15 protein-coding genes are annotated in these 20,022 nt (G+C 60.0%); 6 read left to right on the top strand and 9 right to left on the bottom strand.

The window, feature by feature from the left end; translation table 11 throughout:
- Nucleotides 1-4: 4 nt before the first annotated feature.
- The 5 genes from U1A53_RS15610 to U1A53_RS15590 form a co-directional block, all read right to left on the bottom strand.
- Entirely contained in the window at nucleotides 5-667 is a 663-nt protein-coding gene (locus tag U1A53_RS15610) for a polyphenol oxidase family protein (RefSeq protein ID WP_322282346.1), read from the bottom strand.
- An 84-nt stretch (nucleotides 668-751) separates the two neighbouring features.
- Nucleotides 752-1,198 carry a MarR family transcriptional regulator gene (locus tag U1A53_RS15605; protein ID WP_322282344.1) on the bottom strand — a complete coding sequence of 149 codons (447 nt, stop codon included), beginning with the start codon at nucleotides 1,196-1,198 and terminating at the stop codon, nucleotides 752-754.
- A gap of 230 nt (nucleotides 1,199-1,428) precedes the next feature.
- Nucleotides 1,429-3,006: an MFS transporter gene (locus U1A53_RS15600; protein WP_322282342.1), complete on the bottom strand. Its 1,578-nt coding sequence runs from the start codon at nucleotides 3,004-3,006 to the stop codon at nucleotides 1,429-1,431.
- A gap of 118 nt (nucleotides 3,007-3,124) precedes the next feature.
- Entirely contained in the window at nucleotides 3,125-4,849 is a 1,725-nt protein-coding gene (locus U1A53_RS15595) for an SUMF1/EgtB/PvdO family nonheme iron enzyme (protein ID WP_322282341.1), read from the bottom strand.
- Between the two features lie 68 nt (nucleotides 4,850-4,917).
- A complete protein-coding gene (locus U1A53_RS15590; protein WP_322282339.1) occupies nucleotides 4,918-5,895 on the bottom strand; it encodes a tRNA-dihydrouridine synthase family protein in 978 nt (325 codons plus the stop codon).
- 92 nt (nucleotides 5,896-5,987) lie between these two features.
- On the opposite strand from U1A53_RS15590, the gene U1A53_RS15585 reads away from it, so the two are divergent.
- Both U1A53_RS15585 and U1A53_RS15580 read left to right on the top strand, forming a co-directional pair.
- Nucleotides 5,988-6,626 carry a hypothetical protein gene (locus U1A53_RS15585; protein WP_322282337.1) on the top strand — a complete coding sequence of 213 codons (639 nt, stop codon included), beginning with the start codon at nucleotides 5,988-5,990 and terminating at the stop codon, nucleotides 6,624-6,626.
- Complete coding sequence (locus tag U1A53_RS15580) at nucleotides 6,623-8,146, top strand: M64 family metallopeptidase (RefSeq protein ID WP_322282334.1); 1,524 nt, start codon at nucleotides 6,623-6,625, stop codon at nucleotides 8,144-8,146. Before U1A53_RS15585 ends, U1A53_RS15580 begins: the two co-directional genes overlap by 4 nt.
- A gap of 2 nt (nucleotides 8,147-8,148) precedes the next feature.
- Here the strand turns inward: U1A53_RS15580 and U1A53_RS15575 are convergent, their stop codons facing one another.
- From U1A53_RS15575 to U1A53_RS15560, 4 genes are all read right to left on the bottom strand, one after another.
- Nucleotides 8,149-9,267 carry an iron-containing alcohol dehydrogenase gene (locus tag U1A53_RS15575; protein WP_322282332.1) on the bottom strand — a complete coding sequence of 373 codons (1,119 nt, stop codon included), beginning with the start codon at nucleotides 9,265-9,267 and terminating at the stop codon, nucleotides 8,149-8,151.
- Nucleotides 9,268-9,288: 21 nt separating this feature from the next.
- Nucleotides 9,289-10,719, bottom strand: a complete 1,431-nt coding sequence (locus U1A53_RS15570; RefSeq protein ID WP_322282330.1) for an aldehyde dehydrogenase family protein — start codon at nucleotides 10,717-10,719, stop codon at nucleotides 9,289-9,291.
- A 105-nt stretch (nucleotides 10,720-10,824) separates the two neighbouring features.
- On the bottom strand, nucleotides 10,825-11,811 hold the full coding sequence (locus U1A53_RS15565) for a lysophospholipid acyltransferase family protein (protein WP_322282328.1): 987 nt from the start codon (nucleotides 11,809-11,811) through the stop codon (nucleotides 10,825-10,827).
- A gap of 135 nt (nucleotides 11,812-11,946) precedes the next feature.
- Nucleotides 11,947-12,921, bottom strand: coding sequence for a lysophospholipid acyltransferase family protein (locus U1A53_RS15560; protein ID WP_322282327.1), 975 nt, complete (start codon nucleotides 12,919-12,921; stop codon nucleotides 11,947-11,949).
- 40 nt (nucleotides 12,922-12,961) lie between these two features.
- On the opposite strand from U1A53_RS15560, the gene U1A53_RS15555 reads away from it, so the two are divergent.
- The 4 genes from U1A53_RS15555 (at nucleotide 12,962) to glgB (ending at nucleotide 20,002) form a co-directional block, all read left to right on the top strand.
- The gene (locus tag U1A53_RS15555) at nucleotides 12,962-13,963 is read left to right on the top strand and encodes a M28 family peptidase (protein ID WP_322282326.1); all 1,002 of its coding nucleotides are present in this window, start codon (nucleotides 12,962-12,964) and stop codon (nucleotides 13,961-13,963) included.
- Between the two features lie 128 nt (nucleotides 13,964-14,091).
- Entirely contained in the window at nucleotides 14,092-16,776 is a 2,685-nt protein-coding gene (locus U1A53_RS15550) for a class I tRNA ligase family protein (protein ID WP_322282324.1), read from the top strand.
- Nucleotides 16,777-16,840: 64 nt separating this feature from the next.
- A complete protein-coding gene (locus tag U1A53_RS15545; protein ID WP_322282323.1) occupies nucleotides 16,841-17,821 on the top strand; it encodes a glycosyltransferase family 4 protein in 981 nt (326 codons plus the stop codon).
- Nucleotides 17,822-17,830: 9 nt separating this feature from the next.
- A complete protein-coding gene (gene glgB, locus U1A53_RS15540) occupies nucleotides 17,831-20,002 on the top strand; it encodes a 1,4-alpha-glucan branching protein GlgB (protein WP_322282322.1) in 2,172 nt (723 codons plus the stop codon).
- Nucleotides 20,003-20,022: the final 20 nt, after the last annotated feature.

Raw genomic sequence — 20,022 nt, 5'->3', positions numbered from 1 at the left:
TGAATCAAGCTTTCCGTCCCAGCAGGGCCAGCATGCGCCCGGTGCGGCCTTTTTCCATGCGATAGGAATAAAAGCGGTGCAAATCCAAAGAAGTGCAGAGGCCAGTATCGTGAACCTGCCCGGGCGGAACACCAGCATCCAGCGCCTGCTGGCGGATCTGGGCGGCAAAATCGATTTCGTAGGCGGGCGGCCGGATGCAGGGGCTGAGTTGGACATGCAGATCGGCGGGCTTCGTGCCGAAGAGATCGCGCATTTTTTCAATCGCATGCGCGGTGATGCCGAGTTCGGAACCTTTCTTGCCGGAATGCACCACGCCAAAGGCACCGCTGTGTGGATCGGCGAGATACACGGCGCAGCAATCGGCCACGTAGATGCCGATGACCACGCCTGGCACATTGGAGATCAATCCATCGGTGCCGGCAGTCATTTCATTCGTGGGGGCGGTGATCACTGCGACCTCTCGTCCATGAACTTGCTCGGCAATGCAGAGCGCAGCGTTGTGAAAGCCCAGTTCCTCGGCCTGCGTGCGGTGCCAGTCCCAAAGTCGATCTACCACCACTGCACGTTCGGCATTCACGTCGATTTGAGGATGACGTAACGTGAAGCGATGAGCGAAGCCGGGCAGGGCTTCGAGCGCGGGGAATGTCATCCACAAGGCGTCATCCATGGTGTTGTTCTTCTGCCATGAAAAAGCAAAAGGCGCACGGACAAACCGTGCGCCTTTGGAGAAAGAAGAGGCAAAGAACTTGGCTTAGCGGGCATTAGCCGTATCCAGCGAACGATACGAGGTCATGAAACTGGCGGCGTCTTCAGAGGCTGTTTCGCTCATGGCATCGGCGATCTGGTTTTGCAGCTCGTCGCGCAAGCGGCTGACAAGCTCAATCCCTCGGGAGGTGATACGGACGAGCACCTTGCGGCGGTCATCCACGGCATGGGTGCGTTCCATGTAGCCGAGTTTTTCAAGACGATCCACGAGGCCGGTGGCGGCAGCGGTGGAGTGTCCCATCTTGCGGGCGATGTCCGTCATGGTCAGCTCCTTCGATGTGGAGAGATAGCTGAGCAGGAAGAACTGAGCGAAGGAGATATTATCCCGATTCAGCTCGCGGGAGAGGTTCAGCAAGAACTCACGCTGACTGAACAGGATGAAATCTGCCAGTTTGGCGTGGTCTTTGGCTGGGTTTTTGGTTCCGTTAATCATGGAGGTGGTTCCTTAGAGCTATGGGTTCCGAGAAAATCTCGAATTACAGGTAATGTAACGAGTTCCAAAGGTAGGATCAAGATAAAATCATAGAATCCATAAATTTTTACTCAGTAACGCCGATAACTTCTTATTTGTGAGAGGTTAATATGGCTGTATTATTATACATGAAGGGCTGAAAGGCAAGGAAAGTTTCTTGGCTCCTCTGCTCTCGCTTCACCAGTTCACCTTTATTGAAGCGAGCGTCCTTTGGTTTCTGGCGCAAACCAGACCAAGACCATGCCGATGACATAGACGCAGGAGAGCACCGAGAAGGCATTGGCTTCGACTTGGAGTTGCATGATCCGGCGGGCGTCGCCATCGAGTTGCGCGACCTTGTCGGAGCCGAACATACTCATGAGGTTTACAAACTGTAGGGAGCCAATTGCAGCGATGAGGCGGCCGAAGTTGAAACAGAATCCCTGGCCAGTGGCGCGTACACTGGTGGGAAAGAGCTCCGGGAAGTAGAGAGGAAAGAAGCCGTAGAAGGAAGCGGTGAGGCCGCCCAGGAGGAAGGCGCTGGTCACCAGCCAGGTGGGCATGCCGCTGCCGGTATAAGAACCGTTGGTTTGGAAGAAGACGATGGCAGAACCCAAGGCAACAACACAGAGCAGGAAATAAGTGACCCTGCGTCCCAGCTTGTCCGCCACCAAGGGCGCGAGGATCGTGACGAGGATGGCCCCCAATGCCGTGGCGATCACGACGTACTCAATGATGCTGGATTTGGTGCCGTCGGGAGAGAGGAAGGAGGCCCACTTCGCCGCCTGCTGGGCCGAACCCCAGGTGCCCATTAGCGCCACCGCCGCCAGGCCGGCACCGATCAACAAATTGCGCATGATGACGGCACGCTCCGCTGTCTGGACGCTGCCACCAGCCTGAGCGCGCGTCATGTAACGACGCACGGGATGCAAATAACCCCACAGGGCAATTCCCAAGCCTACGACGGTCACTGGCACCGCCACGACGTTGCCCACCTTGTCAAACACCTGCGGCGTCCACACCGCGATGATGCCCAACGCCGCCAGGGCGGCTACAAGCACGCCCAGCAGGTCCACCGTGGCCCAGTGCGAAGTGCTGCCAGATTTTTTCTCCGCCTCCCACTTGTGGGACTCCGGCACGAAGATCAGGATGAAGAAATTGATTAGTGCCGGCAACGCGCCACTCACCGCCAGGAAGCGCCAGCCACGATTGTGCAGCAGGTAATCCGCCGTGCCCTGGCTGATGCCCACACTGCTGATCCACTGCGACACGGTTTCCAGGCTGGCATTCAGATACAAGCTGAGCACGCCGGTGAGCAGGAAGCCGATGTTCGACGCCGCACCAATCATCCCGGCGATCCATGCGCGGTTTTTGCCCGCCCAGATTTCATTCACCAGCGCAACACCCAGCGCCCATTCGCCTCCCATGCCCAGCGAAGCAATGAAACGCAGACCGGCAAACTGCCATGCCTCCGTGACGAAGGCGCAGAGCCCGGTGAAGATGGCGTAGGTGAAGATGGCCAGAGTCATCGCCTTCACGCGTCCGAGCTTGTCGCCCAGCCAGCCAAAGAGCACGCCGCCTGTCGCCGCGCCGACGAGGAACACGGCGATGATCACGGTGAACCACTGGCCCTGCTGTGCCGCAGTTGAAGTGGGCAGCAGATCCTGCAGCGCCGGTTTGCCGATCAGCGGGAACAATCCCATCTCAAAACCATCAAAGAGCCAGCCGAGGAACGCGGCGATCAGGGCGGCGACAGCGCCTTTGGGCGCGGGAGAGGAGGGAGTGGTCATGGGAGGAAAGAAGTCGGAGCAAACGGCAGCTTGAGCGCACTTCTACAGTCAAGGCGAGCAAAAAAGCGGGCCGCTGAAAATCAGCGGCCCGTTGAAGGTCAAATGAAGGCGTGCGGGATTACTCCTTCGCCACACCGTTGTTCCAGGCGGCGAACATTTCTTCCACCGTCGGAATTTCCAGCGGACGCACGATGCGGAAGCCGAGCCACGTTGCATCCGTCAGATACCAGATGCTCTTCGGAAGCTGCGGGTCTTGCTGTTTCCAAAGGGCATCGGAGGCCTTGCGGGCGGAACTGCGGCAGAGTTCAGGATCATCATCATAGGTGCCGCCACGAGCGACGTGAGGGTAGGGGGTCTTCGAGGGCACCCAGGCGTTGCCGAGGATGGAGGCCGCAGGTGTCGTCGGCGTGTATTGATCGAGACACCACTCGCAGACGTTGCCATAGATGTCGTACAGGCCCCAAGGGTTCGGCTTCTTCACTCCGATCTTCGAGTACTGGAAGTTCGGGGCATTGTCGAAATACCACGCGTACTCTTTGAGCTGGGCGGCATCGTTCCCGAAGAAATACGCGGTCTTCGTGCCGGCGCGGGCGGCATATTCCCACTCCGCTTCCGTCGGCAGGCGATAGTAATGCCCGGTCTGAGCACTCAGCCACTGGCAGTACTTGTTCGCCGCGTGCTGCGTCATGCAGATCGCGGGAAATTTCTCGCGGCCCATGCCGAAATCCATCGGCTGATACGGCGGCGTCGGCTGGGAGATCAGATCTTCCGGCTTGTCGGTCGGTTTCCACACCTGGCGGGAGCCGTCCTTGTTGCGTCCTTCGCTGGTGAGCTGGAACGGCTCGTATTCATCCCACGTCACCTCGTACTTGCCCATCCAGAACGGCTTCACGGTCTTCTTCACCTGCGGACCTTCGTCATCGCCACGATTCTTTTCGCCATCGGGGCTGCCCATCAGGAACTCACCGCTCTTGATCGTCACCATGCTGTACGGAGCGCCTGTTTTCGGAATCTTCGAGTCGTAGGGCTTCATTTCACCCTCCGTCTTCTCTTTGGAAGTCTGCACGATGAAAGCGTGAATCTTCGTCACCAACTCCAGCGTGTCGGGGTTGTTGGTGCCTGGGCCTTTCTTCTCCTTCGCCGTCAGTTTCAGATCATCCGGCCACGGCGCACCTTGCTGAATCCACAGCTTGAGAAAGTTGATGTCCTCCTTGCTCAACGGGCCGCCGCTTTTCTTCGGCGGCATCACATCATCCTCATCCGCCGCCAGTGCCGTCAGATGATAAATCGCGCTCTGCTTCAGATCGAACGGCACGATGTTCGGTGCATTCTCACCTGTGCTGAAAGCTTCCTTCTTGGTGGTGATGATCCAGTCGCCCTTGGCCTTTTCTGGATTGTGACAGGACACACAGTTCTGCTCCAGGATCGGCTGGATGTGCTTCTCGAACTTGATGCGCGGCGTCTGTTCCAGCACCACGCCCGCAGGCCAGTCGGCGCCTTGTTCGATCCACGCCTTGATCACCTCGATTTGTGACTTCTCCAGCAAGCCTTCCTTCTTCGGCGGCATCGCTGTGTCTTCCTCAGGATCCAGCAGCAGCGTCGTGTAGATCGAGCTTTTCTTCAAATCCCCCGGTGTCAGGCCCGGGCCGTTCTCATTGCCCTTTTTGATGTCCTCCAGCGTGTGCATGCGGAAGTCACCTTTATCTTCCTTGGCACCGTGGCAGTGCGTGCAGGCACCTTCGAGCAAAGGCTTGATCTGCTTGTTGAAATCAACCTTCTCCGCAGCGCAAAGCAGCGCGGGAGCCAGGGCGAGGGCGGAAAGGAGGGTTCGGGCGGAAAACATGGGTCGTGCGGATAGCATAGGCTTGGGAAGATGTCCAATGCGAGGAACGGGGACAAAACAGCGTGGCGTCAGACCTTAAAGTACCGTGAACAAACCTCCATCAGACCCGCACGTGTCGTGCAGCGGCGCATCTCGCTCAGAAAGCCTTCCGCATCGCTCAGGCCGGGGCCAAAAAAGTTCAGGTGCTTCTTGAGGCGGTTCACCTGATCGAGCTCGCGGGTGTTGGGCATGGTCACGGTCTCATACAACTCGTCTACATAGGCCAGCAAGTCGGCGGCGCTGGGCTGGAAGACGGGCTCACCGCGAAAGTGCCGCCGAATCTGATCAAACAACCAGGGATTGCGGATGGCCCCGCGCCCGAGCATGTGGCCGCGCACGCCCGTTTGTTTCGTGACGGCCTCCGCATCGAGATGGGAGCCGATGTTGCCATTGGCGAGCACGGGGCAGGGGAGTTTGGTCGTGGCGGTGCCGATCAGGTCATAGCGCACGCCTTCGCGATACATCTGCATGACGGTGCGGCCATGAATCGTGACCAAATCAACGCCGTGCTTCACAAACAGCGGCACCAGCGCGTCGATCGTCTCGGTGTCATCGAAACCGAGGCGTGTCTTCACCGTGAACTTCACCGACACCGCCTCACGCAGCGCTCCCAGGATGCCTTCGATGCGCGGCACATCGCGCAACAGGCCGCCACCGGCGCATTTCTTGTACACGATGGGAGCCGGGCAGCCGAGATTCAGATCCACTGCCGCGATGTTGTAATGCTGCAGCTCCTTGGCGCTGCGCACGAGCGAGGGGATGTCATTCCCGATCATCTGCGCGATGGCGGGCCTGCCCGTGGGATTGTGAATCAGGGAGGCAAGGATCGGCTTGTCGAGATGCGAGTCGGGATGCACGCGAAAGTACTCCGTGTAATACACATCCGCCCCGCCATACCGCGCCATCAGCCGCCAGAAGGCCAGGTCCGTGACATCCTGCATCGGCGCCAGCGCCAGCAACGGCTCAGGCCGGGCCAGCAGGGCATCAAGTTGTTCGTTGGGAGTCACAGCGGTCTCTTAACCACGGATGGCAGGGATGTTCACGGACAAATGCAGCCTCTTGGCAGACCCGTGGCTTTTTGATACTCTCCGAATAAATCATGACCAGACGCGACTTCAGCCCTCCTACCCTTCTGCTGGCCCTCTTGGTGCTGGTGGCATGTTTGACGTGGTTGTGGCTGGAAAGTTCCGCCAAGCCGCAACCAGCCCCTTTCACCGAAAAGGTGGAGAACGCGCCCCCGCGCCAGGCCGAGGTGAAAACACCCGCCAGCGCCCCTGTGGAGCCTGCCGCGCCCGTGCAGCCTGAACGCGAGGTCGTCCGGGCGGATGGAAAACGCGAGCTGCAAGCTTACCGGCTCGCGGTGCGCGGCGGCGTGGTGTCTCTCGACGGCACGCAGCGCATCGCGGGCGATTTTCATCGACGCCGGGGCCCGCAGGCATGGATGCCGGGAATGTGGTGTGTGCGCTTGCTTGATGCGGACATGCGGGTGCTGGCGGAGGAAACGGCGAACGCGCCGGATGAAGCGTGTGTGGTGCTCGATCCGCAGAATCTGGGAGCCAACGGCCAGCCACAGGCCACGCAATTCGCCGGGGCGGGCGAGGAGTCGATGCTGCAAGTACGACTGCCGCCGCACCCGGACGCGAAGTGGCTCAAAGTGTACCGCCTCTCCGGCATGGAGCGGGCGGATTGGAACTCCGAGCCCCTGGGCAGCCTCCTCACCGCCATCTCCCTGCCATGATGCAGCGGCTTCTCCTGCTTCTGCTCATGACGGTCTCGCTTCATGCGCAGACCTCCACGCTCTTCACCGTGCAGAACAACGGCCCGCGCAGCGAGCGCATCAATCTGGTCTTCCTCTCCGAGGGCTACACCACGGCGGACATGCCAAACTTTGCCACGCATGTGACCAACGCGGTCAACGTTCTCTTCACCAAGGAGCCCTGGGCGCAGTATCGCAGCTACTGCAATGTCTATCGTATTGAGATCGCCTCGAACGAGAGCGGATGCGACAATGGCAACACCAGCGGCGCCAACGGTACGCGCGACACCTACTTCAACGCCGGGTTCAACACTCCGAGCGTCACGCAACTGCTCACGCTCGGCTCCGGTGGCTCCACCAAGGCTTTCAATCTGCTCAACACCCACGTGCCCGAGTATGATGTGCCTGTCGTGATCGTGAACGACACCAAATACGGCGGAGCAGGCGGCGGCATCTCCGTCGCTTCGGTCAATGGCTCCAGTGCGGCCGTGGTGGAGCACGAGATCGGACATTCCTTCGCCAATCTGGCGGACGAATATGACACCGAGTATCTCATCTACACCCCCGCCGAACGTTCCAACAACACCGCGCAGACAACACGCGAGTTGATTCGCTGGAATCACTGGATTGAGGCCTCCACGCCCATTCCCACGGCGGAAATAACCGCCAACAACGACCTCGCCGGCCTGTTTGAAGGCTCCATGTATCGAACCAGTGGCTGGTATCGCCCGCACAACAACTCACTGATGAAAAACCTCAACCGCCCCTGCGGCCAGATCAATCGCGAGCAGTTTGTGTTGAAGTTCTACAACCTCGTGAGCACGTATGATGGCTACACACCCGTCTCAACGAGCAGTACCGTCATCACGCCCTCGCCGCTGGGCTTCTCCGTCACGCCGAAAGTGCCCACGAGCGGTCCCACCCTGACGGTGACGTGGAAAATCGACGGCGTGACGCAGGCTGGACAGACGGAGGCCGGTTTCAACACGCTGTCCGATTTCATCGGCAACGGTTCCCACACTGTCAGCGCCACGCTCAGCGATCCGACCACCTTTGTGCGGCTTGATCCCACGAATCTGCTCAAAGACACCATCACCTGGAATCTGACGCTCTCCGGCCAGATTCCCGCCAGCCTCAGCAACTGGCGCACGACCTACGGCAGCGACACCACCGTGCTCACGCCTGACAGCCTGCCGAATCTCGTCAAATACGCGCTCGGTCTCGCCGCCAATGTCACCGCCACACCCTCGCAACTGCCTGCGGGCAGCATGACTTCGAGTACAGGCCAGGATTACCTCACGCTCACCATTCTCCGTCGCATGCGCCGCAGTGACGCCACCTACACCGTGCAGGTCTCCAACGATCTCATCACCTGGAACTCAGGCGCAGGGCACACCGTTATCGTTGAAGACAGCGACACCCAGCTTGTTGTGCGCGATGCCGTTTCCTTCAGCGGTTCCGCGCAGCGCTTCATCCGTCTCGCCGTGCAGGCGGTTCCGTGATCTCAAAGCGCCGAGCGATACAGCGCCACAAAGTCATCCACCGTCAACGCACGCGGGTTGAACTGCGCCGTCCACTGCTTGGCGGCCATTTCGGCGAGATCGAGGAGATGTTCTTCTTTCACGCCATAGTCAGAGATCTGGCGGGGCATCCGGGCTTCCCAGAGCAGTTCGCTCACACGGTCGGCCAGATCGCCATCGAAGTAGCTTTCGTAGATGGCGGCGATTTCCGGCAGCTTGGAATTGAAACGGATCACATGGGGCAGCATCACGCCCACGGCTTCGCCATGGACGACGTGAAACTTCGCCGTCAGCGGATTGGCGCACGAATGCGCGGCTCCCAGCATGCTGTTCTCAATGGCGGTGCCCGCGTAGGCCGCGCCGAGGAGCATCATGCCGCGTGCTTCGATGTCCTTCGGATCTCGCAGCACCCGGCTGAAGCCGCTGTGGCAGAGGCGGAAGCCTTCGCGTGAGTAGAGTGAGGAAAACGCATTGCGCTTGTTCGTCACCGCTGTTTCCAGCGCATGCGACAGCGCATCAATGCCGGTGCAGACGGTCACGCGCTGCGGCTGCGACACCGTCAGTTCAGGATCGAGGATGGCGACCTTCGCGGCGGCCTTGGTGTCGCCACAGGCCATCTTGACGTGCGTTTCGGCATCGGAGATAAGCGCGTAGCTCTGGCATTCGCTGCCCGTGCCGGCAGTCGTCGGGATGGCGATGAGCGGCAGCATGGGCTTCGTCGCCTTGCCCGTGCCCCAGTAGTCGTGCATGCGACCGCCGTTGGTGAGGATGAAGTTGCAGCCCTTGGCCGTGTCCATGCTGCTGCCGCCGCCGAGGCCGATGATGATGTCAGCTTTGAACTCACGCGCCACGGCCACGCAGGCATCCACATCCTCGGTGCTGGGATTCTCACGCACCTCCCCAAACACGCGTGTCTGAAGTCCGGCGGCCACCAGAAAGCTGACCGCACGCACCACATAGCCTGCCTTGACGATTCCCGGATCACTCACGACGAGCGCCCGGGTTCCGCCGACTTCACGCGCCAGTTCACCGACACGCGCCAGCGTTCCGGTGCCGTAGATGAGCCGCGTGCGCGGCTGATGATCAAAGGGTGCGAGGGACATGCGCGTCGGCTTCGATTTACATCACGCGCAGTCAATCGAGCGACGCTTGTAGAGGAACTCGAACATGTTGCCTTCGTGCGGCTGGTCCCAACTGATCTTCATCGTGCTGATCGGCCCGATGTTGAGGCGGTCGATGTCGCCGCATTCGAGCAGGTCATTGATGAATTTCTCGTCCTGCGTGATGGCGGTGACGATGAGTGAGTAGCCGATGCGGCCCAGGACCTCGCCCTGCGGCACTTCGAGCACGCTGGCGTAGGGGCAGAGGAACTCGCGATTGGCGAGAGGATGCTTGTTGTCGGAGCACCAGATGATCGTCGGGCGCAGGAAGGTGCCGCCTTGGAACTCGGTTTTGCGCGGACCGTTGCGGAACTGCGCGGTCACGTCCTCGGCACCGGGCGTTTTGAGGTCGTTGTCGATGGCGCTGTCGATGTAGTCGGCCATCTTCACGTTCGCAAAGCCGGCAAGGCGGGCGTTTTCGTCTTCGGAAGTTGTCGGCATCACCGGACCAAGGCGCTCGGCGAGAGCGGTGGCGATTTCCTTGCCGTATTTCGGCACGATGACCGCAGAAGCGTTGATGCAGGAGCGGCCGCCGTTGTCGCTGATGGAGGCGACCATGACATCGAGGTAATCCTTCCAGTTTTCGATCTTATCCTCGCCGATGATGATCTTGCTCCAGCCCGGGCCATGCACCTGCACGGCAGGATTGCCTTCATACATCTTCGCCATCGCCACATCGCCAAAGACGAGGTTGCGACCGCTGAGTTTGACGACCTCACCACTGCCCTCGTGGTCGGTGGGGTAAAAGCCAAAGGCTTCTGGTGGTGCTCCGGCGGCGATGAAGGCCTGAATGAGGCGATACGGCGTCCACGGTTCCTCACGGCCCGGCTTGATGACCACCGGGATCTTCAAGGCGATGGCGGGCAGCCAGAGTGAGTTCACGGCAGGCGAATTGCTCGGCATCACGAGGCCCAGGGACTTCGTGGTGGGGAAATAGGACACCGGGCAGCCGGACTGCGTGCCGAAGCCACGATCAATGACGCTGAGATCCAGGCCGCGAGTCAGGCCGTTGAGGATCATCTTCATATTCGTCAGCGCGAAGTGCAGCTTGGCCATGTTGCGCTTCACCATCACATGCGGTAGGCCGCTGGTGCGGGAAAGCGTGGCGATGTACTCCTGTGGCGACTGCGTGTGACCTTTGTCGCCGAGTGGCAGGGTGCCATTGAGGAACAGCTCGCCCGCTTTGGCCGTGATCTCGATCAACTGCTCCACCGTGAACTTCTTCAGCGCCGCCCGTGACTCGCCGATCTTCGCGAGATCCTTGCGCACGATGCCGGCATTCACCTGGCTGATCTCAGCGCAGACTTCACCTGATTTGTGATCTTTGACCTGGGCTTTGTCGAGCGACTCATAAGGGCGGCCTTTGCGGAGAGCGGGAAGATGGGGGATGGACATTGGCTGGAGTATTTTTGGAACGGAAGGTTTACGAGTGCCGGACTCGTGGGGCAATGGAAAAACTGGCGCGTGCAGCCAAGTCTTTCAGCAGGTTCGGGATCAATTTCACACGGTCGTCTTCTCTGGCCGCAGCTCTGCCGGAATCATCTCCACAAGCGCTGGGGAGAGATTGGAGTAGCGCGGGTAATCGGGGTGGGGGACGCCCGGCGCGCCCACCGGACGGTAGCGCCAGTGCTTGTACATCCACATCCAGCATTCGGGATGTTCACGGATCACCGTTTCAAAGTGATTCCAAACATTCTGCGTGAGTTCACGCGTGTCGTCTTCTGGTTTGGGCTGAATTGCTTCGTAAATGTTCACCTCATAGCCGCCATCATCGAGCGGACGGCAGACACCGGTCATGATGGAAAGGCCAAGTCGCTTCGCCAGCTCCACATGCAGGGTTGGCACACAGGTCCAGAGTCCGAAACATTGAATGGCCGCTGCTGCCTTGCCCGGAGGAATGTTCAGATCGGTCAGCAAACCCGCATGGCCTTGGCGTTTGAGCGCCTTCATGAGTTTGAGCATGGCATTCTCCTGCGGGATCACATCATGGCCGGAATGCTCGCGCAGGCGCTTGAAGACGCGTGTGATGGTCGGGTTCTTGAAATCCTGGGCCACGATGGTGAATTTGAAGCCGCGAAAGCCCCAGACCATGCTCACGAGCTCGAAGTTGCCGAAATGCGGCGTCACCCACACCGCGCCGGTCTCGCGGGCCTGTGCTTCATACTCAGGCTGGGCGAGATGGATCGTGAAGTATTTCTGCCAGGTCTCCGCCGTGAGCTTTGACGACCAGAACAAATCAAGGAACGTGCGTGCGAAAACCTGATACGAGCCGCGTGCGATGCGCTGGTGCTCTTTCAACGTGTAGCGATCTCCGAATGCGCAGCGCAGGTTTTCGAGCGCGGTCGTGCGCCCGCGTTTGTCCGCCAGATAGGCGATGGAACCGATCCCGCGCGACAGGCCCAGGATGCTGCTGCGTGGCAGCCGGGGCAGCAGCCAGGCGGCAGATTCGGTCAACAGGGTCTCAAGGAAATATCGGAGCTTCTTCATTTGCATGGTTGCGTTGCGATGACGCATGACTTGCCCCACCTCACGATTTTTTCCAACGAGTCCTCAAGCGGCCGGGCGTTCCGTTGATGAAGTGCCATGTGAATCTGGAGAGCGGCAAGTTCAGCAATCTGCTGTTCACTTGGGGGACAGGGCTTCAGGAATCATGTCCTTGAGCGCTTGGGAATAGTTGGAATAGAGTGGATAATCGGGATGGGGGACGCCCGGCACGCCCACCGGACGGTAGCGCCAATGCTTGTACATCCACATCCAGCATTCAGGATGTTCACGGATCACCGTTTCAAAGTGATCCCAAGCCCTCTGGGTCAGCCCCTGGATGTCGTCACCAGGTTTTGGATGAATGTCCGCCAGTGTGGACACCTCATACCGGCCATCCGGTAGCGGCAGACAGATGCTTGGGATGATCGCAAGCCCCAGGCGCTGGGTGAGTTGCACGTGCAATGTCGGCACGGAGGTCCAAAGGCCAAAGCATTGGATGGCTGCGGAGGTTCTGCCCGGCTCAATGTTCAAGTCCACCAGCATTCCGACAAAACCGCCGCGTTTCAGCAGCTTCATTAGTTTAAGGATGGCAGACTCCTGCGCGATCACCGTCTGGCCTGAATGGCTGCGCAGGCGGTTGAAGATAGGGGTGAGGCCGGGGTTCTTGAAGTTCTGAGCCACCACCGTGTAGGGCAGGCCGCGATACCCCCAGGTCAGGCTCAAGAATTCAAAATTCCCGAAATGCGGTGTCACCCACACCCCGCCTTTTTCACGCGCCTGCTGCTCGGCCTGCTCATCATGCAGCCGGATGTCGAAGTGTTTTTGCCAGGTCTCCGCCGTGAGCTTCGACGACCAGAACAGATCGAAAAACGTGCGGGCGAAGACCTGATACGAGCCGCGTGCGATGTGCTGGCGCTCTTTCAACGTGTAACGATCTCCGAATGCGCAGCGCAGGTTTTCGAGCGCGGTCGTGCGCCCGCGCTTGTCCGCCAGATAGGCGATGGAGCCGATCCCGCGTGACAGGGCAAGGATCAGCCAGCGTGGCAGCCGGGGCATGATCCAGGCGGCAGATTCGATCAACAGGGTCTCAAAGAAATATCGGAGCTTCTTCACGAGGCATTTGGTGTTTGCGAAAACAGCGTTACGATGGCGCATGGCATCGCCCAACCTCAACAACATTCTCAAACGACTCCTCAAGCAGCCGACCGCGCCGTTTCACGAATACCATGTGCGTGCGGAGATCGAGGCGCTGCTCAAAGGCTGCCCGCATGTGAAGTTGCGCCGTGACAAGTTCGGCAACCTGCTGGCCACCTACAAGAACGGCAAGTCCAAGAGCAAGCCCACCTGGGTGCTCGGAGCGCACATGGACCATCCTGCGTTTGTCAGACCGCCCGGCAGCACGAAGCGCGATGAGTGGGATTTCCTCGGCGGTGTGGGCAAAGCAGAGGTGGAGGCTGGTGTGAAGCGCGGTTTGCGCAAGGTCAAAGGCCAGATCGCCACCTGGAACTTCCCGGTCAACATCACCAACGCCCGCATCGAGGCCACGGCCTGTGACGACATCATCGGCTGCTCCGCCATCGTGATGACGTTCCTCGAACTCGCCCGCCTGAACATTCATACCACCGTGCATGCGGCCTTCACGCGTGCGGAGGAGGTCGGCTGGCTCGGAGCCTGGCAGCTCGCGCAGAAGTGGCCGTTTGGCAAAGACAGCGTCTTCCTTTCTCTCGAAACAAGCCGTCCCGTCAACGGAGCCATCATGGGCGGCGGACCAATCCTGCGTGTTGGGGATCGTGTGTCCATCTTCGACAGTGAAGCCGTGGCCGTGTTGATGACCACCGCCAAAGAGCAGGGCATCCGCGTGCAGCGCTGCCTGCTCGATGCCGGAGCCTGCGAAGCCACCGCCACTCAGGCCGCAGGCATCCGCAGTGCCGGCATTTCCCTCCCGCTCGGCAACTACCACAATCTCAACGACGCCCGCCAAATCGCGCCTGAGTTCGTGATGATGGACGATTTGAAATCTCTCATCGACTTGCTGAAGGCTCTCGTCGCCACCAAGCACGACGGCATCGGCGAACGCACCATCCGCGAACGCGTGGAACTCCGCATGATGGAGCACGAGGCGCATCTCAAGGCGGGATCGAAGCTGTTCAAGTAGGCGTAAGAAGGTCAAGGAATGGTCAAGAGGTCAAGCAGGTGCCGTCTTGACTCCTTGACGGCGCAGCCAGCTTGACGTGCGCAGCACATCTTGACCTGCGGCTCTCCCTCGCCTTCTTCCGCGCCCCTATGTCCAGCGAGCAGCGCAAAGCCTTCCCATTCTCCGAGTTTGAACCGAAGTGGCAGGACGTGTGGGAGGCGAAGAAGGCCTTCCGCACGCCCAACCCCGGTGATGCCGACTTCGATGCCTCGAAGCCGAAGTACTTCGTGCTCGACATGTTTCCGTATCCCAGCGGCGCGGGTTTGCACGTCGGTCATCCTGAAGGCTACACCGCCACGGACATCATCGGCCGCTTCAAGAAGATGTCCGGCTTCAACGTGCTGCACCCGATGGGCTGGGACGCCTTTGGCCTGCCTGCGGAGCAGTACGCCATCAAAACCGGTCAGCACCCGCGTGCGACGACGGAAAAGAACATCGAAGGCTTTCGCGGCCAGTTGAAGCGCCTCGGCTTCGCCTACGACTGGGATCGCGAGGTGAACACGACCGATCCCGGCTACTTCAAATGGACGCAGTGGATCTTCCTGAAGCTCTACAACTCGTATGTGAACGACGAGGGCAAAGCCCGTCCCATCGCCGAACTCGAAGCACAGGGACTGAGCCGTGAAGAGATCGACCATCGCCGTCTGGCCTACGTCTCGTCCGCGCCGGTAAACTGGTGCCCGGAACTCGGCACCGTGCTCGCGAATGAGGAAGTCGTGGACGGCAAGAGCGAAGTCGGCGGTTTCCCCGTCGAGCGCCGCCCGATGCGCCAGTGGATGCTGCGCATCACCGCCTTCGCGCAGCGCTTGATCGACGAACTCGACGGTCTCGACTGGCCGGAAGGCATCCGCATGCTCCAGCGCAACTGGATTGGCCGCAGCGAGGGTGCTGAGGTGAAGTTTAAGGTCGCTGGCATCGACGAAACGATCACCGTCTTCACCACACGGCCCGACACGCTGTTTGGAGCCACCTACATGGTGCTCGCGCCCGAACATCGCCTCGTCGATGAAATCGTGACCGAGGAACAGCTCGCCGCTGTCGAGGAGTATCGTGAGAAGACCACCCGCAAGAGCGATCTGGAGCGCACGGAACTAGCCAAAGAAAAATCCGGCGTCTTTACCGGCGCTTACACCATCAATCCGGTCAACGAGGAGAAAATTCCTATCTGGATCGCCGACTACGTGCTCCAAGGCTACGGCACCGGAGCCATCATGGCTGTGCCGGCGCATGACGAACGTGATTGGGAGTTCGCCACCAAGTTTCATCTGCCGATTCGTGAGGTGGTAGCTGATGCACCGCGTTTGGGCGGAGAAGGCAGCGCTGTCTGTGAGATGGAGCCAGCCGCATGTCTTAGCTGCGAAGGATTTGCGGTGAACTCCGGCTTTCTTAATGGCCTGGCAACGATTGACGCGAAGCACCTCATCACCGCCTGGCTCGAAGAAAAAGGCCTCGGCAAAGGCACGGTGAATTTCAAGCTGCGTGACTGGCTCTTCAGTCGTCAGCGCTATTGGGGCGAGCCGTTCCCACTGGTGTGGGAAGATGGCAAGCATCGCAGCATTCCTGAAAGCGAGCTGCCGCTGCTGCCGCCGACGCTGGAAGACTTCAAACCGACTGGCACGCCGGAGCCGCCGCTGTCGAAGGCCACGGATTGGGTGCGCTACTCGGCCACAGCGACGCGTGAACTCAACACCATGCCGCAGTGGGCTGGTTCGTGCTGGTATTACCTGCGTTACTGCGATGCCTCGAACGACCAACGATTCGTTGGAGAAGAAGCGGAGCGTTACTGGATGACGGGGCGCTTGGATGGGAAGGTTTCCACATCTAATGGCCTCCCTGCCTCTTTAGCTCCTTTAGCGGACTTCGATACGGATTTTGAAACTCCAAAACCCGGTGGCGTCGATTTGTATGTCGGCGGCACCGAGCACGCGGTGCTGCATCTGCTTTATGCTCGTTTCTGGCACAAGGTGCTCTTCGATCTCGGTTACGTCAGCACGCCGGAGCCGTTCCAGCGCCTGGTGAACCAAGGCCTGATCATGGGCGAGGACGGCCAGAAGATGTCGAAGTCACGCGGCAACGTGGTGAATCCCGACGATGTCGTGGCCGAGTATGGCGCCGATGCGCTGCGCCTGTATGAGATGTTCATGGGCCCGCTGGAGCAGGTGAAGCCCTGGAGCATGAAGGGCGTCGAAGGCGTGTATCGCTTCCTCGCGCGCGTGTGGCGTCTCGTCATGGAAGTCGATGACGAAGGCACCTGGAGTGTGTCATCCGCACTGCAAGACGTGCCCGCGAACAAGCAACTCACCAAAGCGCTGCACGAAACGATCAAAAAGGCTGGCGAAGACATCGAGAAGCTCAGCTTCAACACCGCCATCAGCCAGATGATGGTCTGCACCAACGCCTTCACCGGCGCGGAAGTGAAGCCCGCCGCTGCCATCGTCACCTTCCTCAAAGTGCTCAGCCCCTTTGCCCCGCATCTCGCGGACGAGTTGAACGCCCGCATCGCCAGCAAGTTCTCCAATCTCGCCGTGAACGGCCTGCTCAGCGACGCCACCTGGCCCGTCTATGATCCCGCCGCTCTCATCGAAGATGAAGTCGAAATCGTCTTCCAGGTCAACGGCAAGCTCCGCGACAAGGCCCGTGTGCCGATTCAGGCCACGAAGGAGGAGATCGAGAAGATCGCCCTCGCCAGCGCCCGCGTGCAGGAGTTCATGGAAGGCAAGCCGCCGAAGAAGATCATCGTCGTGCCGGGGAAACTGGTGAACATCGTGGTTTAACGTAGCCTTGTTGCTGTGCAACAAGGGGCTTCCAGTTGCACAGCAACTGGACTACTTTCTCGCTATGCGCATCGCGATCCTCCACTACTCCAAGCTGCCCGTCATCGGCGGCGTGGAGCGGGTGATTGGTGATCAGGCGAAGGTGCTGTCTGCGCTCGGGCATGAGGTGGAGGTTTTGACGCGGAGCGAGTGGCGTGGCGGAGCTTACGATGCGGTGATCGTCCACAATGTCTTCACGATGCCCTTTGACCTCGATTGGACAGGGGAACTCATTCAGCAAGCCGCCGCGACACCGCACATCCGCTGGATCAACTGGGTCCATGACGTGCGCTGGTGCGAGAAGGTGCCGCAGGCCGTGCATGTGGCGGTTTCGGAGGTGCGCAGGCAGGAGTATGCGCGAGTGACGACAGACCCCATCACGGTGATTCCAAATGGCGTGGACGCAGGGAACGTGTTGGGAATCATGGAGCGGGTTTGCGGCCTGAAACTCGAGAATGAGGCGCTCATCCTGCTGCAACCGACACGGTTCGTACGGCGGAAGAACATCGAATTGGGGCTGCGGGTGCTCGCGGAACTGCCCGAGGCGATTTACAACGTCACCGCGGCTCCCGATCCGCATCAGGACGATGGGAGCGTCTATTTTAAAGAACTGGGTGAACTGGCCGAAACGCTTGGCGTGCGGGACCGCGTGTGGTTTCTCGGCGAAACGGCCCCGTTGAGCGATGACGATGTGCGGAGCCTGTATCAGATGGCGGACGCGCTGTTTTTCCCGAGCACGGCGGAGGGCTACGGGCTGCCGTTGATCGAGGCGGCCCTGCACGGAGTGCCGGTGTTTTGCTCGGACATCCCGGCGCATCGCGAGGTGGCGGTGGGGGCGGAGTTTTTTGCGCTGGACGAAGAGCCGCGGTTGATCGCGGCCAGGATTCGTGAGCATGCCGGGGTCAGGCAACGGCAGCAGCGGCGGGAACTGATGCGACGGCTGTCCTGTGAGGGAATCGTGCGGGAGATGCTGGAACCGTTGCTTTCCGGGAGAAAAGCTCCATGAATGCCCACGATGAGCCAACATTCGAACAAAACCGAGATTCAGGCCGTGCTGGGAGCGCGCCACCAAAACGTGTTCGCCTTTCTGGGGGCGCATGATGTGGGTGGTGGGAAACAGGTGGTTCGCACCGTGCAACCCTACGCGCGCGAAGTGGCGGTCATTGTGGGCGGCGAACGCGTGGTGGCTGAGAAGCAGCATGCCGACGGCTTCTTCGAAGCAGTGACACCGAAGGGACTCTACGAACTGGAAGTGACCTCGCACGAAGGGGACACGACGCGCAACAGCGATCCCTACTCGTTCGGCCTCCTACTGGGGGACCAGGACATGTACTTTTTCCGCGAAGGCACGCATCAGCGCCTGTGGGAGGTGCTCGGCGCACGTTTGAAGACGGTGCATGGCGTGGCGGGCTGCCAGTTTGCGGTCTGGGCGCCGAACGCGCAGCGTGTGTCCGTCGTGGGTGACTGGAACCGCTGGGACGGTCGTGTGCATGTGATGCGCTGCCGCCTGGAAGGAGGCATCTGGGAGATTTTCATCCCCGGACTCGGCGAGCTGACGCACTACAAATTTGAACTCGTGGACAAGCACGGGCAACTGCGTGTGAAAAGCGACCCATATGCGGTGTTCGGCCAGCACAGCACGCAAACCGCCAGCATGACCTTCAATCTGGAGCGCTACCGCTGGTCGGATGGCGAGTGGATGCAGGCGCGTGCGAAATGCGATCTCTATCATTCACCGATGAGCGCGTATGAGGTGCATCTCGGCTCATGGAAACGCAAAGCGGAGGAGGGGAACCGCTGGATGTCGTATCGCGAGCTGGCGGACGACATGATTCCGTATGTGAAGGGACTCGGTTTCACACACATCGAGATCATGGGCATCGCCGAGCATCCGTTTGATGGCTCATGGGGTTATCAGGTGACGGGTTACTTCGCGCCGACGAGCCGCTTTGGAAATCCCGATGAGTTCCGTGAGTTTGTGGACCGCTGTCATCAGGCGGGACTCGGAGTGATCCTTGACTGGGTGCCGGGCCATTTCCCAAAGGATGCGCACGGCCTCGCGAAGTTCGACGGCACCGCCTTGTATGAGCACGAGGATCCGCGTCTCGGCGAGCATCAGGACTGGGGCACGCTGATTTTCAATTACGGCCGGCATGAGGTGAAGAATTTTCTCATCTCGAACGCGCTCTACTGGCTGGAGCAGTTCCACATCGACGGCCTGCGCGTGGACGCGGTGGCGTCCATGCTCTACCTCGACTACTCGCGCAATGCAGGCGAGTGGGTGCCCAACCATCTCGGCGGACGTGAGAACCTCGAAGCAATCGCCTTCATGAGGGAGCTCAACGTCGTGTGCTACAAGAAGCATCCCGGCACCACGATCATCGCGGAGGAAAGCACCGCCTGGCCGGGCGTGTCGAAGCCGGTGAGCACCGGCGGACTGGGGTTCGGCTTCAAATGGAACATGGGCTGGATGAACGACAGCCTGCGCTACATGCAGTACGAGCCGGTACACCGGAAGTATCATCATGGCGAGGCCACGTTCTCGATGATCTACGCCTACGATGAGAGCTTCATCCTCGTGCTCAGTCACGACGAGGTGGTGCATGGCAAGGGCAGTCTCATCAACAAGATGCCAGGCGATCGCTGGCAGAAGTTTGCGAACCTGCGCATGTTCCTCTCATGGATGTGGATGCATCCCGGCAAAAAACTGTTGTTCATGGGCTGCGAGTTCGGCCAGTGGAACGAATGGAAGCATGACGCGAGCCTCGACTGGCATCTCTTCCTCGGTGAAGAGCACAGCGGCCTGCAAAAGCTCGTCCGTGACATCAATCATCTCTACACCACCCGTCCGGCGCTGCACACGAAGGACCACGAGGCCGGCGGCTTCTATTGGCTCGATGCGAACGACGCGGACAACAGCATCTTCGTCTTCGCGCGCTCCTCGCCGGATGGTGACAAGGTGTATGTCGTCGTCAATGCGACTCCGGTCACGCGCAAGAGCTACCGCCTCGGCGTCTCCGATGCCGGCGGCTACCGCGAGCTGTTCAACAGCGACTCGGCGGCTTATGCCGGTTCCGGCGTGAGCGCGGGCGCGGGTTTCCAGGCGCAGCACACCTCCTGGCAGGGGCAGCCGTGGAGCGTGGTTGTCGATCTGCCGCCGCTAGGCACGCTGGTGCTGGGACGCTGAGCATTTGTTGCAAAGAGAGG

Origin of the sequence: Prosthecobacter sp. (genome assembly GCF_034366625.1) — a bacterium.
Lineage (GTDB): Bacteria > Verrucomicrobiota > Verrucomicrobiia > Verrucomicrobiales > Verrucomicrobiaceae > Prosthecobacter.
The sequence above is the reverse complement of the archived record's forward strand: the minus strand, read 5'-3'. Positions and strand labels throughout refer to the sequence as shown.

Bases quoted from the DNA above. Each gene is read 5' to 3' on its own strand.
- U1A53_RS15605 (WP_322282344.1), bottom strand. From the start codon at position 1,198: ATGATTAACGGAACCAAAAACCCAGCCAAAGACCACGCCAAACTGGCA.
- glgB (WP_322282322.1), top strand. From the start codon at position 17,831: ATGAGCCAACATTCGAACAAAACCGAGATTCAGGCCGTGCTGGGAGCG.
- U1A53_RS15565 (WP_322282328.1), bottom strand. From the start codon at position 11,811: ATGAAGAAGCTCCGATATTTCCTTGAGACCCTGTTGACCGAATCTGCC.
- U1A53_RS15550 (WP_322282324.1), top strand. From the start codon at position 14,092: ATGTCCAGCGAGCAGCGCAAAGCCTTCCCATTCTCCGAGTTTGAACCG.
- U1A53_RS15545 (WP_322282323.1), top strand. From the start codon at position 16,841: ATGCGCATCGCGATCCTCCACTACTCCAAGCTGCCCGTCATCGGCGGC.
- U1A53_RS15595 (WP_322282341.1), bottom strand. From the start codon at position 4,849: ATGTTTTCCGCCCGAACCCTCCTTTCCGCCCTCGCCCTGGCTCCCGCG.
- U1A53_RS15610 (WP_322282346.1), bottom strand. From the start codon at position 667: ATGGATGACGCCTTGTGGATGACATTCCCCGCGCTCGAAGCCCTGCCC.
- U1A53_RS15575 (WP_322282332.1), bottom strand. From the start codon at position 9,267: ATGTCCCTCGCACCCTTTGATCATCAGCCGCGCACGCGGCTCATCTAC.
- U1A53_RS15580 (WP_322282334.1), top strand. From the start codon at position 6,623: ATGATGCAGCGGCTTCTCCTGCTTCTGCTCATGACGGTCTCGCTTCAT.
- U1A53_RS15585 (WP_322282337.1), top strand. From the start codon at position 5,988: ATGACCAGACGCGACTTCAGCCCTCCTACCCTTCTGCTGGCCCTCTTG.
- U1A53_RS15600 (WP_322282342.1), bottom strand. From the start codon at position 3,006: ATGACCACTCCCTCCTCTCCCGCGCCCAAAGGCGCTGTCGCCGCCCTG.
- U1A53_RS15555 (WP_322282326.1), top strand. From the start codon at position 12,962: ATGGCATCGCCCAACCTCAACAACATTCTCAAACGACTCCTCAAGCAG.
- U1A53_RS15570 (WP_322282330.1), bottom strand. From the start codon at position 10,719: ATGTCCATCCCCCATCTTCCCGCTCTCCGCAAAGGCCGCCCTTATGAG.